The sequence below is a fragment of the Azospirillum palustre genome, assembly GCF_002573965.1.
In the GTDB taxonomy this organism is placed as follows: Bacteria; Pseudomonadota; Alphaproteobacteria; order Azospirillales; family Azospirillaceae; genus Azospirillum; species Azospirillum palustre.
The window spans coordinates 1,889,866-1,906,292 of the sequence record NZ_PDKW01000043.1 but is presented as its reverse complement, the minus strand read 5'-3'; the positions used below and the strand labels follow the sequence as shown (position 1 = coordinate 1,906,292).

The 16,427-nt window shown below is 65.2% G+C and carries 12 protein-coding genes; 8 read left to right on the top strand and 4 right to left on the bottom strand.

Features of this window, described 5'->3' with window-relative positions; genetic code table 11:
* Position 1 precedes the first annotated feature (1 nt).
* A complete protein-coding gene (locus CRT60_RS31280; RefSeq protein WP_098740320.1) occupies positions 2 to 2,200 on the bottom strand; it encodes an ATP-binding protein in 2,199 nt (732 codons plus the stop codon).
* 357 nt (positions 2,201 to 2,557) lie between these two features.
* Here CRT60_RS31280 and zapE point away from each other — a divergent pair, with 357 nt between their 5' ends.
* The 8 genes from zapE to CRT60_RS31240 all read left to right on the top strand — a co-directional run bounded on the left by zapE (position 2,558) and on the right by CRT60_RS31240 (position 13,546).
* Positions 2,558 to 3,730 (top strand): cell division protein ZapE, encoded by a 1,173-nt coding sequence (zapE, locus tag CRT60_RS31275; RefSeq protein ID WP_098740319.1) that lies wholly within the window; start codon positions 2,558 to 2,560, stop codon positions 3,728 to 3,730.
* 190 nt (positions 3,731 to 3,920) lie between these two features.
* Positions 3,921 to 7,481 (top strand): type I restriction-modification system endonuclease, encoded by a 3,561-nt coding sequence (gene hsdR, locus CRT60_RS31270; RefSeq protein WP_204562113.1) that lies wholly within the window; start codon positions 3,921 to 3,923, stop codon positions 7,479 to 7,481.
* Positions 7,482 to 7,508: 27 nt separating this feature from the next.
* Positions 7,509 to 7,913: a hypothetical protein gene (locus tag CRT60_RS31265; RefSeq protein ID WP_098740318.1), complete on the top strand. Its 405-nt coding sequence runs from the start codon at positions 7,509 to 7,511 to the stop codon at positions 7,911 to 7,913.
* Positions 7,914 to 7,923: 10 nt separating this feature from the next.
* Positions 7,924 to 9,372: a class I SAM-dependent DNA methyltransferase gene (locus tag CRT60_RS31260; protein WP_098740317.1), complete on the top strand. Its 1,449-nt coding sequence runs from the start codon at positions 7,924 to 7,926 to the stop codon at positions 9,370 to 9,372.
* Entirely contained in the window at positions 9,369 to 10,874 is a 1,506-nt protein-coding gene (locus CRT60_RS31255) for a restriction endonuclease subunit S (protein ID WP_098740316.1), read from the top strand. The genes CRT60_RS31260 and CRT60_RS31255 overlap by 4 nt, the downstream gene beginning before the upstream one ends.
* Positions 10,871 to 12,046, top strand: coding sequence for a hypothetical protein (locus CRT60_RS31250; RefSeq protein ID WP_143273427.1), 1,176 nt, complete (start codon positions 10,871 to 10,873; stop codon positions 12,044 to 12,046). The genes CRT60_RS31255 and CRT60_RS31250 overlap by 4 nt, the downstream gene beginning before the upstream one ends.
* Before the next feature lie 115 nt (positions 12,047 to 12,161).
* Positions 12,162 to 12,884 (top strand): hypothetical protein, encoded by a 723-nt coding sequence (locus tag CRT60_RS31245; protein WP_098740314.1) that lies wholly within the window; start codon positions 12,162 to 12,164, stop codon positions 12,882 to 12,884.
* A gap of 200 nt (positions 12,885 to 13,084) precedes the next feature.
* Positions 13,085 to 13,546 carry a hypothetical protein gene (locus CRT60_RS31240; protein WP_098740313.1) on the top strand — a complete coding sequence of 154 codons (462 nt, stop codon included), beginning with the start codon at positions 13,085 to 13,087 and terminating at the stop codon, positions 13,544 to 13,546.
* Here the strand turns inward: CRT60_RS31240 and lipA are convergent.
* From lipA to CRT60_RS31225, 3 genes are read right to left on the bottom strand one after another with little or no spacing between them, the layout of a single operon-like run.
* Positions 13,530 to 14,450 carry a lipoyl synthase gene (lipA, locus tag CRT60_RS31235; protein WP_098740312.1) on the bottom strand — a complete coding sequence of 307 codons (921 nt, stop codon included), beginning with the start codon at positions 14,448 to 14,450 and terminating at the stop codon, positions 13,530 to 13,532. The two genes, CRT60_RS31240 and lipA, sit on opposite strands and share 17 nt — an antisense overlap.
* Positions 14,450 to 15,562 (bottom strand): 2,3-butanediol dehydrogenase, encoded by a 1,113-nt coding sequence (locus tag CRT60_RS31230; protein WP_244592858.1) that lies wholly within the window; start codon positions 15,560 to 15,562, stop codon positions 14,450 to 14,452. Before CRT60_RS31230 ends, lipA begins: the two co-directional genes overlap by 1 nt.
* A 46-nt stretch (positions 15,563 to 15,608) precedes the next feature.
* Positions 15,609 to 16,394, bottom strand: a complete 786-nt coding sequence (locus CRT60_RS31225; protein ID WP_098740311.1) for an SDR family NAD(P)-dependent oxidoreductase — start codon at positions 16,392 to 16,394, stop codon at positions 15,609 to 15,611.
* Between the last annotated feature and the right edge of the window lie 33 nt (positions 16,395 to 16,427).

The window sequence follows — 16,427 nt, the reverse complement described above, 5'->3', positions numbered from 1 at the left end:
CTCAGGCCGCCGGAACCGGGGCGTGGCTGCCGATCTTGCTGGGCTGTTCGATCACCCGCCCGGCCGGCAGCCGCACCGTCATCGTGGTCCCGGCGCCCGGCGTGCTGCGGCAGGTCAGCGTGCCGCCATGCAGGTCGACGAAATTCTTCGAGATCGACAGGCCCAGCCCGGTGCCCTCGTACCGGCGGTTGGCGGCGTTCTCCGCCTGACGGAAGGGCTGGAACAGGTCGGCCATGAAGTCGGGCGGGATGCCGATCCCGGTGTCGGCGACAATCAGCGCGAAGCCGCGGTCCTGCTCCATCCCGGCGGTTATGGTGATGCTGCCGCCGCCGGGCGTGAATTTCACCGCGTTGGACAGCAGGTTCAGGATCACCTGCTTGAAGGCACGGCGGTCGACCCACAGGGTCGCGATGGCGGCGGTCACCTCGTTGTGGATGGCCACCCCGCCGGAGGCGGCGCGGTCGCGCACCATCATCAGGCATTGGGCGACCGCCTCATGCACCTCCACCGCCTCCTCGCACAGCTCGAACTGGCCGGCTTCCAGCTTCGACATGTCCAGCACGGCGTTGACGATGTCCAGCAGGTGCCGGCCGCTGTCGTGGATGTCGGTGATGCAGGATTTCTGCCGCTCGTTGACGGTGCCGAAGAACTCGCTGTCCAGCACCTCGGCGAAGCCGATGATGGCGTTCAGCGGGGTGCGCAGCTCATGGCTCATGTTGGCCAGGAATTCGCTCTTCGCCCGGTTCGCCAGTTCCGCCTGGGTCTTGGAGGCGATCAGTTCCGCCTCCTGCTGCTTGCGGCGCGTCATGTCGCGGATGACGCCGACATGGATGCGCGGTTCGTCCGGACGCATCGCGCCGGTCCCTCCGCCCAGCCGCAGATCGCTGACGGTGAAGCCGACCGGAAAGGCATGGCCGTCGTGGCGCAGGGCGGTCAGGTCGCGGTCGTTGGCGCCGCCGCGCGCATCGGGGATCAGCGCCTCGATCGGCTGGCCGATCATCTCGCGTTCCGGCACGGCGAACATCATCTCCGCCGCGCGGTTGAAGGTGACGATGCGCCCGGCGGTGTCGAAGGTCACCACCGCATCCAGCATGGAATCGAGGATGCCGCGGATCCGGCGCGAGGCACGGGCCAGCCGGGCCTGATCCTCGTCCCGCCGGGCATGCTGGCGGACGACGAAAGCGGTCAGCAGGGCGATGGCGATGGTCATCACCGTGCCGATGGAGGTCCAGGCCGCCGTATCGCGCCGCCATTCGGCCAGTGCCGCCGCCACCGGCAGGGTCGCGACGATCACGAAGGGATAGCCCTGCACCCGCCGCACGCTGACCAGGCTGTCGGTGCTGCCCCCGGGTCCGGGTGCCGCGTCGCGTATGGTGGCCTCGTCATGGGTGGCAAGCGCAGTCCACACCGCCGGCCAGTCGGTCAGCCGGCCCGGTTCGCCGTGGTTTCCACCGTCACTTCCGCCTTGCGTCCCGCTGTGACCCTGGGGCCGCTCCAGCAGGATGGTGCCATCCCCCAGCGCCAGGATCACGCTGCCCTTGCGGTCGATATCTCGCGATTCCAGCGTCGCCGCCAGACGTGTCGGATCGACCATGGCGACCAGCACGCCGCGGAAGCCGCCGTCGGTATCCAGCCAGCGCCTGCTGAACGGGATGATCTGCGTGCCGGGCCGCACCCGGCTGGTGATGGCGGCGCTGACATGCAGATCCTGGCCGCCGTCACGCGGGCCGGTGAAATAGGCGCGGTCGGACAACGGAACCGTCGGCAGCGGCAGTTCGGCCGAATGATGGAGGGCGAGGCCGTCGCCGTCGACCACCACCAGATCGGCCAGCTCGGCGAAATTGTCGCGCCGCTGGCGCAAATGGTCGTGGATCGCCGTGCTGCCGCGGCGGGGACCGTCGGGAAGCGTGTCGAGCGCGAAGGACAGGTCGCGCAGCAGCTGGTCCACCGCGAAGGCCGTCCGCAGCGTCTGCGATTCCAGCATGCGGGCAAGATCGCGGGTCGCGCGCTCCCCGGCGTCCAGCGCCTCGCGCCGGCCCTGGAGGATGCCGTAGCCGATCAGCGTGTTCACCACCAGGATGAAGGCGAGGCCGGACGCGGTCATCAGGAAGCGCACCGATCCCAGCCGGCCACGCAACGCCCCCGCCAGACCGGCGGTGGAGCGGGGCAGTGGCGGGGAGGCGGACCCGGGAACGGGCATCGGCGTCGTGATTTCCTGTGGCGGTTGCGGCCGGACGGCCTGCCTTGTTTAGTGTTTGTCTGATGCTTATTGAGCACCAGATAAACTCTAAGCTTTTGGTTTTCCGTGTGATTCACGCTTCAAGCGATACCGTTTGAAGCGATCACACTCTAATCGCGCCGGCACCTTAAAGAAAGTGTAACCAGACGGAAATGCGGGGTTTTCCACTGCGCGCAGATGCCGCGCCGTTCATGCCTCGTGCATTGGGTGTGGACGCCACTCTGCCATGCCCTGATCGCCCTGCCGTCGGCGGTTGCCGTGGCCGGCGCCATCCGTTAGGTAAGGAGCCATCTTGGCAGCCGGATCGCGCATATCCCCATGACCGACGGACCGCTTTCGCTCTACCGCGCCCGCCGCGGCAGCGGCACTCTTCGCCCCGATCCCGACCAGGAACTGGCGGCGGAGAAGTTCCAAAGCCTGTATCAGGCGTTGAAGGGCTATCGGCCGCAGCCCGTCGGCGACGACAAGCCGGCGGGGGGCGGGTGGCTGGAGCGCTTCGGTCTGGGCCGCCGCCGCGCCGCGCCGCCGCCGCCGGACATCGCCTCCACCGCACCGCAGGGGCTGTACATCTACGGCAGCGTCGGCCGCGGCAAGTCGATGCTGATGGACCTGTTCTACGAGACCGCCCCGGTCGACAAGAAGCGGCGCGTCCATTTCCACGAATTCATGCTGGAGATCCACCAGCGCATCCACGACCACCGTCAATCCGGCAAAGGCAAGGGCGACGGCCCGGACGAGGCGCTGCCCGAACTGGCCCGCGCGCTGGCCGACGAGGCGTGGCTGCTCTGCTTCGACGAGTTCCACGTCACCAACATCGTCGACGCGATGATTTTGGGCCGGCTGTTCACCAACCTGTTCGACCTTGGCGTGGTGGTGGTGGCGACCTCGAACTGGCCGCCCGACATGCTGTACAAGGACGGTCTCCAGCGCGAGCTGTTCCTGCCCTTCATCGCCCTGCTGAAGGAAAAGCTCGACATCCTGTCCCTGGACGGCCCGACCGACTACCGGCTGGACCGGCTGAAGGGCGTGCCGATCTACCATCACCCGCTGGGCCCGGCCTCGGATGCCGCCCTTGCGAAAGCTTTCTCCGACCTGACCGGCGGTGCGGCGGGCGAGCCTTGCAGCCTCACGGTGCAGGGGCGGCGGGTGGATATCGCGCGTGCCGCCAAATGCGTGGCCTGGGTCGATTTCTGGGACCTGTGCGGCAAGCCGCTGGGGGCGGCCGACTATCTGGCGATCGCCACCCATTTCCACACGGTGCTGATCGACCATGTGCCGACGATGAAGGACGAGCTGCGCAACGAGGCCAAGCGTTTCATGACGCTGATCGACGCGCTGTACGAGCACAAGGTCAACGTCGTCATCGCCGCGGAGGGACCGCCCGAGCGTCTCTATCCGGAAGGCACCCACGCCTTCGAATTCGAGCGTACGGTCAGCCGCCTGATGGAGATGCAGAGCGAGGACTATCTGCAAAGGCAGCATTTGACTTAGGTCTGAGGGGCTTCGAGGAGCGCGGTGTCACAGCCGTGTCACGGCAGGGGGAGGGTGCCCCTCGCCGGCGCCGCGCCCCCACCTCTGATGCGCCGACCGTTCCGGCGCCGATACGACCCAACCGCAGGTCGACGCCGCAAGGTGACAGGGTCCGCCATGACGTGTAAGCTTGAGCGCTTGCATGAGGTGAATGGTGAGCCGGTCAGCCAACTTCAGCTTCCTCGCGAAACACAGCATCCAGCTTGAACGGCTTGGTGCGCTCGGCGAGCGCTTCTTCGCGGATGACGCCAACACCGCGATCCTCAAGATGCGGCAGTTCGCCGAGCTGCTGGCCCAGCTGACGGCCGCCAAGCTCGGCATGTGGACCTCGCCGGAGGAGACGCAGGACCAGCTGCTACGCCGGTTGCGCGACCGTGGCGCCCTGCCGCGCGAGGTCGGCGACCTGTTCCACTACATCCGCAAGACCGGCAACGCGGCCAACCATGACCTTGCCGGCGATCAGGCGATGGCGCTGTCCTGCCTGAAGCATGGCCGCACGCTTGGCGTCTGGTTCCATCGCACCGTCACCGGTGACCGCGCCTTCAACCCCGGCCCCTTCGTGCCGCCGCGCGACCCGCGTGCCGAGAGCGCCGCCATGAAGGCGGAGCTGGACCGGCTTCGCGGCGAACTCCAGGCGCAGCAATCGGCCCACGAGCGCATGGCGGCCGAAGCGCAGGCCGAGGCCGAGCGCCGCCTGACCGCGGAGGAACGTGCCGCAAAGGCCGAAGCCGACCGGCTGGAATGGGAGCGGCTTGCCCAGCAGGTCGAGGCCGGCCGTGCCCGGCTGGAAGCCGAACTGCTGACCAGCGTCCAGGCGCAGGCCGCCGCCATGCCGGCGCAGGCCATCCAGCAGACCGTCGAGCTGGCGCAGGAGGTCGGGCAGGGCATCGACCTGGACGAGCGCGAAACCCGCCGCCTGATCGATGCCCAGCTTCGCGAAGCCGGGTGGGAGGCCGACAGCGAAACGCTGAGCTACGCCGCCGGCACCCGCCCGCAGAAGGGCCGCAACCTCGCCATTGCCGAATGGCCCACGGCGGACGGACGGGCCGATTACGCCCTGTTCGTCGGCCTGACCATCGTCGGCATGGTCGAGGCGAAGCGCCGCAACACCAACGCCTCCGAATACATCGAGCGGGCTGCCCGCTACAGTCGCGGCTATGTCCGCCGTGCCGACGAGGTGCCACCGGCCGAAGGGCCGTGGGGGGAGGGCGACGCTCGCTATCCGGTGCCCTTCCTGTTTTCGACCAACGGCCGCCCCTTCCTGCGCCAGTTCGAGGAGCTGTCGGGCGTCTGGTTCCGCGACGCCCGCCACCCTCACAACCATGCCAAGGCGCTCGACGGCTGGTACACCCCCGCCGGCCTGCTGGAGGCGCTGCGCAACGATCCGCGGGCCGCGCAGGACCGGCTTGCCCGCGACCCGTTCGGCTATAACTTCCCGCTGCGCGACTATCAGGAGCGGGCGATCCGTGCCGTCGAGGCCGCCATCGGCGCCGGCCGGCGCGACATCCTGGTCGCCATGGCCACAGGCACCGGCAAGACCAAGACCTGCATCGCGCTCGTCTATCGCCTGCTGAAGGCCCAGCGCTTCCGCCGCATCCTGTTCCTGGTCGACCGCACCGCTCTGGGCGAGCAGGCCGGCAACGCGTTCAAGGAAACGCGGATGGAGCAGCAGCAGGTCTTCGCCGACATCTTCCAGGTCAAGGAACTGGGCGACATCCTCCCGGACGCCGAAACCAAGCTCCACATCGCGACGGTCCAATCCCTGGTCCGCCGCATCCTGGACGGTGATGCCCCGCCGCCCATCGACGAGTACGACTGCATCGTCGTCGACGAGTGCCACCGCGGCTATCTGCTCGACCGCGAGATGGGGGACGAGGAGCTGAGTTTCCGCGACCAGGGCGACTACATCTCGAAATACCGGCGCGTTCTCGACCGCTTCGACGCCGTGAGGATCGGCCTGACCGCGACCCCGGCCCTGCACACCGTCGACATTTTCGGCGAGCCGGTGATCCACTACACCTACCAGGAAGCCGTCATAGATGGCTGGCTGGTCGATCATGAGCCGCCCATCCGTGCCCACACCGCCCTCAGCCAGGAGGGCATCCATTGGGATGCCGGGGCCGCGGTGGACGTGCTGGACACCCGCACCGGCCAGCTCGACCTGATCCATCTGCCGGACGAGGTCCGCTATGATGTCCAGGACTTCAACCGCCGCGTCCTGACGCGCGACTTCAACCGCGTCATCGCCGAATGGCTGGCCGGTCACATCGACCCGAGCCTGCCCGGCAAGACGCTGGTCTTCTGCGCGACCGACCTGCATGCCGAAACCGTGGTCGGCGCCCTGCGGACGGCCTTCGCCGACCGCTATGGCGGCATCGACAACGACGCCGTCGCCAAGATCACCGGCCGGTCGGACGACCCGATGCGGCAAATCCGCCGCTTCAAGAACGAGGAGCTGCCGAAGGTCGCCGTCACCGTCGACCTGCTGACCACCGGCATCGACGTGCCGGAAATCGTCAACCTCGTCTTCATCCGCCGGGTCAACAGCCGCATCCTGTACGAGCAGATGATCGGCCGCGGCACCCGCCTGTGCGAGGATCTGTTCGGCCCCGGCCGTCACAAGACCGCCTTCCGCATCTTCGACGCCGTCGGCATCTATGCGGCGATGGAAGCCATGTCGCAGATGAAGCCGGTGGTGACCAACCCGAACATCACCTTCGCCACGCTGATGGAGGAACTGGCCGAAGCGACCCGCACGCCCCTGCCGGCGCAGGAGCCGCCGCCCCCTGCACTTCCGCTGACCGGCTTCGCGGAGGAGGGGCAGGCCCCGTTCCTCGGCCCGGATGACCAAGCATCCTCTGGGCCGGCACCCGCGCCGGAGGACCCCCAGGCTGCCGAGCGGCGTCGGCAGCAGGCGCGTTGGCTGGTCGGCCAGATCGTCGCCAAGCTGCACCGCAAGCGCCGCCGGCTGACCGAGGCGGGCGAGCGCCGCTTCCGCGACCTTGCCGGCACCGACTCCGAAACCTTCGTCCGCCGTCTGCGCGATGCGGCGCCGGAGGAGGCTGCCCGCATCCTGATCGACCACCGGGCGCTGATGGAGCTGCTGGACACCCGCATCGGCGACGACCCGATCCATGTCCCGCTCTATGACGGCACCGACGAGTTCCGGCACGAGGAAACCGGCTACGGCGTCAACATCACCCGGCCGGAGGATTACATCGCCAGCTTCCGCCGCTATCTGGCCGAGAACATGAACCGGGTGCCGGCGCTGAACGCCGTCGCCAACGCCCCGCGCGAGCTGACCCGTGCCCAGCTGCGCGAGGTCCGCCTGCTGCTGGAACGCGATGGCTTCGGCGAGGCGGAACTGCGGGCAGCCTTCCGCGACATGGACAATGCCGATATCGCCGCGTCGGTGATCGGCTACATCCGCCGCGCCGCGCTGGGTGATGCGCTGGTACCCTATGACGAGCGGGTGGACCGGGCGATGCGCCGGGTGCTATCCAGCCGTCCCTGGACGAAAGCGCAGCGCGACTGGCTGGAACGGATCGCCCGGCACCTGAAGAAAGAGGTCGTTGTTGATCGCGACACGCTTGATCAGGGCGAATTCCGTCAGCAAGGTGGCGGGTTCGCGCGATTGGACAGGGTGTTCGATGGGCAACTGGCGGAGCATCTTTCAAAGATCAATGAAGAGCTTTGGCAGGATGCGGGGTAAGTGCCCTCCGCTTCATTCGGGTATGCGATGATGACGCCAGACACCGCCGCCAAGCTTGCCGACGAGTTCGACCGCTCACCCTATTGGAAGGGCAGGGCTGTGTTGAATGCCTGGGGCGCATCGACCTCCGGCGGCATGCACATTTTGCCGAATGGCTGCAGCATCCCCGACGAGTGCGCGCCGGTTTACGCCACCGACCTGAACATGATTGCCCTTATCGAACGGCACGTCGGCATGTATGACGATTACTTCGAGGTCATGCATTGTGCCGGAGAGTGGCGGGTCACCCGATCCGATGCCGCCAGCGAAAAGCCCAAGATCGACAGCGGTTATTGGGACACCGAAGCGGACGCCCGCGCCTTTGCGGTCGTTCTGCATGCATACGCGACGCGCAACGGCCTGCGCCGTTTGTCGAACTACTCCGAGGATTGATACGCGCGCCATGAACGCCACCAACGACATCGTCTCCAAGCTCTGGGGGCTGTGCCACATCCTGCGGGATGACGGCATCACCTATCACCAGTATGTGACCGAGCTGACCTACCTGATCTTCCTGAAGATGGCGGAGGAGACGGGGGCGGAGGAGCAGTTGCCGTCCGGTTACCGCTGGGGCGATGTCCGCGGCCGGCAGGGCGTTGAGCAGCTGACCTTCTACAAGGAAATGCTGATCCATCTCGGCACCTACGGTTCCGCGCAGGTCCAGTCGATCTTCCAGAACGCCCAGACCAGCCTGCGCCAGCCGCGAATCCTCAAGGCGCTGGTCGAGGCGATCGAGGGGCTGGACTGGTATTCGGCCCGCCAGGAAGGGCTGGGCGACATGTACGAGGGCCTGCTCCAGCGCAACGCGACGGAGAAGAAGTCGGGCGCCGGCCAGTATTTCACCCCGCGTCCGCTGATCGACAGCATGGTCGCGCTGGTCAAGCCGCAGCCGGGCGAGTATGTGCAGGATCCGGCGGCCGGCACCGGCGGCTTCCTGATCGCCGCCGACCGCTGGGTCAAGGCGCACACCAACGACCTGTGGGACTTGAAGTCGGAGGAGCAGTATTTCCAGCGCCACCATGCCTTCGTCGGCATGGAGCTGGTGCCGGACGCCCACCGGCTCGGCTTGATGAACCTGATGCTGCACGACGTCACCGGCGACCTCCAGCTTGGCGACGCGCTGTCGGAGCAGGGGGCGCGGCTGCCGAAGGTCAACGTCATGCTGACGAACCCGCCCTTCGGCACCAAGAAGGGCGGTGGCCTGCCGAGCCGCGACGACTTCACCTACCCGACCTCGAACAAGCAACTGGCCTTCCTCCAGCACATCTACCGCGGCCTGAAGCCCGGCGGCCGGGCCGCCGTGGTGCTGCCGGACAATGTGCTGTTCGAGGACAACGCCGGCCGCGACATCCGGCGCGACCTGATGGACAAGTGCGACCTGCACACCATCCTGCGTCTGCCGACCGGCATCTTCTACAGCCAGGGCGTCAAGACCAACGTCCTGTTCTTCACCCGCGGCCGCAGCGACAAGAGCAACACCGGCGAGGTCTGGGTCTATGACATGCGGTCCAACATGCCGCAGTTCGGCAAGACCCGCCCCCTGACCCGCGACCATTTCGCCGCTTTCGAGGCCGCCTATGGCGCCGACCCGCTGGGCAAGGCACCCCGCGTGGATGAAGGTGAGCAGGGCCGCTTCCGCCGCTTCACCCGCGACCAGATCACCGCGCGCGGCGACAACCTGGACCTCACTTGGCTGCGCGACGAAAGCGCGGAAGCCGAACTGCCCGAACCGGACGTGATCGCTGCCGACATAATCGATACCCTGCGCGTGGCGCTGGAGGAGATGGAGGCGCTGGCCGATCTGCTGGGCGGCGATGAGGTGGATACCGCCGTCGCGGAGGCTGCGGAATGAGCCGGCGGGAATTGCCGGCGGGATGGGTCCAGCAAAAGCTGAGGGACCTGGGTACTTGGCGCGGAGGCGGAACGCCGACCAAGTCAGAACCTGCCTATTGGGAGAATGGCAATATTCCTTGGGTGTCCCCAAAAGACATGAAACGGGCTGTCATTGATGACGCTGAAGATCACATTACAGAGGCGGCTGTAGAGAATTCTGCGTGTAATTTAGTTCCTGCCGGATCAGTTCTCATGGTAACGCGAAGTGGGATTCTGGCTCACTCTTTCCCTGTCGCCACGACAATACGACCGGTGACAATCAATCAGGACATGAAGGCCTTGACGCCCGCGTCAGGGATCGTTCCCGAATATCTGCGTCTCGCCTTGACTGCGGGGAAGCAGTCGATTCTTCAGGAATGTTCAAAGGCAGGAACGACTGTTGCAAGTATAAGCTCGGAAAAATTGTCAGATTTTGAGGTTTCTATACCGCCGTCTGACGAACAACGCCGAATTGTCGAGAAGATTGAGGCACTGACAGTGCGCTCACGCCGTGCCCGTGAGGCGCTGGACTCGCTGCCAGTAATGATCGACCGCTGTCGTCAATCTATCCTCGCCGCCGCTTTCAGCGGTAACTTGACGGTGAGTTGGCGGAGGGCGTCGCCTTTAATTGAGAGCCGGGAAGACATGCTCGGGCGCGTTGAAATGGAAAGGAAAGATCTATTTGAAGGGTTTAGAGGAAATCGTAGCTACATGCCTGCAGAAAAATTAGATGTATCTGACGATCTTCCTGTGCTTCCGCCATCCTGGCAATGGGTGAGTGCTGAGCAAATTTGCGGTTTCATTACGAAAGGTACAACGCCGTCTCGGGATAAGATGTCTGCCGAAGTCGGTGGCGTGCCCTATATCAAAGTTTATAATCTGACGTTTTTTGGCGATCTGGATTTTTCTGTAGATCCAACTTTTGTGCCTGCCGAAGTGCATTCTGGAGAATTGGCGCGTTCTAAAGTATTACCGGGCGATGTCTTAATGAATATCGTTGGGCCGCCACTAGGGAAAGTGTCTATTGTTCCTGATTCGTTTCCAGAGTGGAATATTAACCAAGCAATAGCCGTATTTCGCTGTGTGCCAAGTCTTATGAAAAGATTCCTCATGTACTATTTTCTATCTAATGGTCTTCTTTTTAGAGCGAATTTACTTTCTAAGGCGACGGCAGGGCAACAAAATCTGACTTTGGAGATTTGTCGTAAACTCCCAGTGCCGCTTCCACCGGTTGCAGAGCAACGCGAGATTGTCAACCGTATTGACAAGGCGTTCTCTGCCATTGAAGCCGTTCACACTAACGTAAAGATTGCTAATTCCCGCCTCACCACCCTCGACCAATCCATCCTCGCCAAGGCGTTCCGTGGCCAGCTGGTGCCGCAGGACCCGAACGACGAGCCGGCCTCCGTCCTGCTGGAGCGCATCCGTGCCGAGCGGGCGGCGGGCGGCGTCCCGTCCCGGCGCGGACGGAGGAAAGCATGATGGACATCCCCGAACAGTCCGCCTCAGGTCTGTTCGCCAACTTTCCGCCTGCCGCCTTGAAAGTCAAGGAGACGGGGGAATGGCTGGCCGGGTTGGTGAAGATCACGACGATCTTTTCCGCCATCCTCGGCGCACCGCTCGTTTGGATCTACATGGTGCGTGTCGGCGCGCCATTTCCATCCGTCGATGCGGCGCTGGCGCTGTTCCTGCTGGTCTTCACCATGATGGTCGCCGTCCTGGTGTTCATGATCCTGTTGATGCTGATGTTCCCCATCGCCATCAAACAGTTTGCCGACAAGCCCGTGCGTGAATATTTTCCGGGACTCTATAAAAAGAGTGGGAAACCGGCCGAATCATTGAAGTGCTTCCTGAAGGATTATGTGAAATTATATTTGCCATCCATCTTGCTTCCCATCCTGGTTGTTATTTCATATTGGATGAATATCGATAGTCACGTTGAATATTACATGCCTACGCCAGTGTTACTGCTGGCGGTTTCGATGTCCGGAATTTTCTGCCCGATGATATTGGCGCTCTTGGCGAATCGAAAAGAGAATAGAAAATGGTATAGCAATTTTTGGGGTGTTCTTGTCTTCGTATCGTTCGCCAATCTTTTCCTGCTGTTTTGGCTATCATCCGTTCCGATTCTCTTTCCCGATGTTTTCTATTTTATATCGAGAAGCTCTGATTTTGTCGGAACATTGATTTTTCTTGGGACATTCCTGCCCATCTTCCTTTTCCATGGCATGCTGACCCGGGGCGAACTCGTGCCTCGTCGGATGGCCGCTTTGGGAATGGCCGTGGCGATCGTCCTCGTGATGGTCTTTCCCGGTGGAAGCGTGCTGGCGGCGACCGCGCTGCGGATGCTCGGCTTTGGTGGAGGGATGCCGGTGACGATCACCGTCAAGCGCCTGGACGAGAGGAAGGGCGTCGCCGAGGCGCGCAAATTGTCGGGGTGCCTGATCCTGCAAACCGGCAGCGCGATTGTCTTCAAGATCGAAGAGGCGGACGCCAGGCGTTGCCGGCTGGAGAGTCGTCCTTTTGAACCATTCCAGGCGGCGGCCCCCTTCGATGGCATCGTTCAGTTCCAGCGCGCCGACGTAACGGAGATCGAGGGGTTTCAGGGAAAAGCCCGGCCAATCCCTCTGCCGCCGCCGCGCAGCATCCCCTGATCCCGCCCTGATCCCCGGCGGCGGCGATGGCCGGTTTTCGCGAAAATCCACCAGAAAAGGAATTAAATCTTATAACCTCTCCGCGACCGTCCCACCCTCTTCGCGGAGCAGACCCATGCCTCTCGATCCCCGCAGCTTCCAGAACGACAATTTCCCCCGCTGGGCGGAGGAGCCGCCGGTGCCCGCCGAAGGCGTGCTGGTTCCCGGATCGCAGTTCCACGAGGAACAATGGATCATGGCCGCCGGCATGCTGGCGCGCGGTTCCAGCTTTCTCTATGTCGCCCGCGCCATGGGGTGCAGCCGCACCACGCTGTGGCGGGCCTATTACGGATCGCAGGACTTCCGTCACAGGGTGTGGTGGGAGCGGCAGGCGCTGAACCGCGAGGCCGAATTGCGGCTCGCCTCGATCCGCATGCTGGTGGTGGAGCAGATCGAGCGGCTGGTCTCCTGCGGCGATCCCTCCACCGTACGCTGGCTGGCCGACCGGCTGGGCCTGTTGTCCGGTCCGGCGGCCCAGGCGGAACGGACCCAGCCGGCCCGCTCCCCCGAACCGGCGGCCCCCGAAGCCCCCGACACGTCCCTTCCGCCCCGTCCGCCCCGTCCGGAAGATCCGCCCGCCGTCTTCATCCCTGAACTCGACGACGACTTCCCCGGCGCACTCCGTGAACGCCGCCTGCCCGATCCGCGCGCCGTCGCCGCCGTGCTGGCCCAGCCGGAGGCGGAAGGGCCGAAGGGTGTCTATCCCTGGACCCACAACCCCGACGACCTCTATCCCACCCTCGGCTCCGCCCTGGAACGGCAGGGCGGGGCGGCCGCCTTCGAGTGGCGGCGGCGCTGAGGGTGGCGGGATGGAACAGCCGCCGGAAACTGTTTCACCCCGTTCCAGCCCCCCTCTCCTGATCGCCCCTCCTTTCGCTTCGGGGTTGCCATCCATCGGCGGTGCGGTTCTCTTTCGCGAAATCCGCACCGCCGATGGATGAATCCGTGCCGGTGGGTTGTTGATACCAAGCGACGGTAATCCACAGCGGGGCACCCACCATGACACGGCGTTCCATTCTGCTCGGCTGCCTGCTGGCGGCCGCGATGGCCGGCTGCACCCCAACTCCGAATTTACAGACGAGGACGACCACTTTCATGCCGGCAAGCGACGCCGGAAAACGCTGCGTCGCCCAGTGCCAGCAGACGAGACAACTGTGCAACGCCGCAGTCGAACTGGGGTACCAGACCTGCATGGCCGAAGGGATGACCCGTGCGCATGCGGCATATTACGAGTACAAGAAACATCTTCCCAAAGGCGCGAAGCATGAAAGGCGAATTGGGGACTTTGAAAGTGAAATTCATTGCTACCGATTGAGCAGCTGTTCCCAGGATTACGATGAGTGTTTTGTGAGCTGCGGCGGCCGCATGGAGATGCAGACCTACTGTGTCAGCAATTGCAAACTGATGAAGCCGCCGCAGTCGGATGGGTCCAAGGTGGGGCCGGTCAGGGTGGTGCAGTAGTTGCCGCCCGCCGCCGCAATTCCTCGAAATCGCGGCCGGCGTGGTGGGAGGAGCGGGTCAGCGGCGTCGCCGACACCATCAGGAAGCCCTTGGCCCGCGCCACCGTCGCATAGCGCTCGAACTCGTCGGGCGTGACGTGGCGGGCGACCGGGTGGTGGGTGGGGGTGGGGCGGAGATACTGGCCGACGGTCAGGAAATCGACGCCTGCCGCCCGCAGATCGTCCATCACCTGCAACACCTCCGCCGGTTCCTCGCCCAGCCCGACCATGATACCGGACTTGGTGAAGATGCCTGGGTCGCGCTCCTTCACCCGTTCCAGCAGGCGGAGCGAGCCGTAATAGCGGGCACCTGGCCGCACATCGGCATAGAGCCGCGGCACCGTCTCCAGATTGTGGTTGTAGACGTCGGGCCGGGCATCGGCGACTGCCTCCACCGCCCCCGGCTTGTTGCGGAAATCGGGGGTCAGCACCTCCACCGTCGTGGCCGGTGCTGTCTCGCGCAGGCGGCGGATGCAGCGGGCGAACTGCGCCGCACCGCCGTCCGGCAGATCGTCGCGGTCGACCGAGGTGATGACGACATGGGCGAGGCCAAGCTCGCCGACCGCCTCGGCCAGCCGGTCCGGCTCGTGGGGATCGAGCGCGTCCGGCCGGCCGGTGGCGACGTTGCAGAAGGCGCAGGCCCGCGTGCACACGCTGCCCAGGATCATCACCGTGGCGTGCCGCTTGCTCCAGCACTCGCCGATGTTGGGGCAGGCGGCCTCCTCGCAGACCGTGTTCAGGCCGTGGCGGCGGACGAGCGACTGGGTGTCCTCGAACGCCGCACCGGCGGGCGCGCGGACGCGGAGCCAGGCCGGCTTTTCGGCCCGGTGTTCCGGACGGGGTGCATGCAGCGCGGGCAGGGCCATCAGTGGACAAGCTCCGGCTGTTCGGCCGCCGCCGTCACGGCTTGCGGCTGCACGATGATCTTCACATTGCGGTCCTTGTGGGCGACCAACTCCTCGAAGCCGCCGCTGACGATGTCGCCGAGCGTGATGCGGCCGGTGATCAGCGGCTGCACGTCGATGCGGCCGTCGGCGATGAAGCGGATGACATCGGCGAACTCGCCATTGTAGGCCAGCGAGCCGATGACCTGCTTCTCAGTGGCGACGATCTCGAAGAAGTTGAAGGCGCTGGGCTCCTCGAAGATGCCGACCAGCACCGTCTTGCCGGCCTTGCGGATCACGTCGATGGCGAGCTTGGCGGTGTCACGGTGGCCGATGCATTCGAACGACACGTCGGCGCCGTAACCGCCGGTCAGCGCCTTGACCTCCGCCACCGCGTCGCACTCCTTGGGGTCGAGCACGATGCCGGCACCGACCTCCAGCGCCTTGGCCTTGCGGGCGGCGGACATCTCCAGAACGATGATCCGTCCGGCCCCGGCCGCCTTCGCGCACATGATGGTGCACAGCCCGATGGTGCCGGCGCCGACCACCACCACGGCCTCGCCGACGATGCTGCCGGCCTTCTTCACCGCATGCATGCCGACCGCCAGCGGCTCGATCAGGGCGCCGGCCTCGGTCGGGAAGCCGTCGGGCAGCTTGTAGAGCAGTTCGGCCGGGACATTGACCAGGCTGGCGAAGGCGCCGTTGTTCATCAGGCCGGTGAAGGCCAGCTTCTCGCAGATGTTGTACATGCCGTGCTTGCAGTAATAGCACTCGCCGCAATGCTGGCAGGCGTCGGCCGCCACCCGGTCGCCGACGCTGAACCCGGTCACGCCCTCGCCCAGCGTCGCGATCTCGCCGCTGAACTCGTGGCCGAGGATGCATTGCCCCTTCAGGCCGGTCAGCGGGTGGGGCGTGTCGACCGGGATGAAGACCGGGCCGGCGACATACTCATGCAGGTCGGACCCGCAGATGCCGCACCAATGCACCTTGATCTGCACCCAGCCGGCGGGCGGGGCGCCCGGCAGCGGCACGTCCTCGACCCGGATGTCCTTGCGGCCATGCCAGACGGCGGCCTTCATCGACGTGGCACTCATGGTGTTGTCCTCCTGTTTTATCGTTGTCGGCGAGCGTTGAGAGCGGTCAGGCGAACACCATCCCGCCATCGACCAGCAGGGACTGGCCGGTCATGAAGTCGCTGTCGGACGAGGCGAGGAAGCGGGCGACGCCGACCAGATCGTCGGGCCGCGACGGCCGGCCCAGCACGGCGCCGGCGGCGAACATGTCGAAGGCCTCGTTCTCCGACTTGGTGATGCCGGTGTCGCGGAAGCCCTGGTCGATGATCTTCCACATCTCGGTTGCCACCACGCCGGGACAGATGGCGTTGGCGGTGATGCCGTCCTTGCCGAAGCCGCGGGCGGCGGCCTGGGTCAGGGCCACCACGGCGAACTTGCTGGCGGAGTAATGGGCCAGCGGTTCGTAGCCCTGCTTGCCGGCGATGGAGGCGGTGTTGACGATCTTGCCGCCGCCGCCCTGTTTGCGGAACGTCTTGATCGCTTCCTGCATGCCGATCAGCACGCCCAGCGCGTTGACGTCGTTGACCGTGTGCCAGTCGTCCTCGGTGATGTCGAGGAAGGGCTTGGTCTGGGCGATGCCGGCATTGTTGAAGAGGACGTCGAGCCGGCCATGGGCCTTCACCGTCTCGTCGATCATGCGGCGGACGGCGGCGCGGTCGCGGACATCGACGGTGACGGCGATGGCGCTGCCGCCGCCTGCACGGATGGCCTCGGCGACCTGCTGGGCGTCGGCTTCTGTGCGGTCGGCGATGGTCAGCTTGGCGCCGTCGGCGGCGAGCGCCTTGGCGATGGTGGCGCCGATGCCGCGGCCGGCACCGGTGACGATGATGCTCTTGTCCTTGAGATCGGGCATGAACGGTCTCCTGCCGGCGCGCTGGCGGACAGC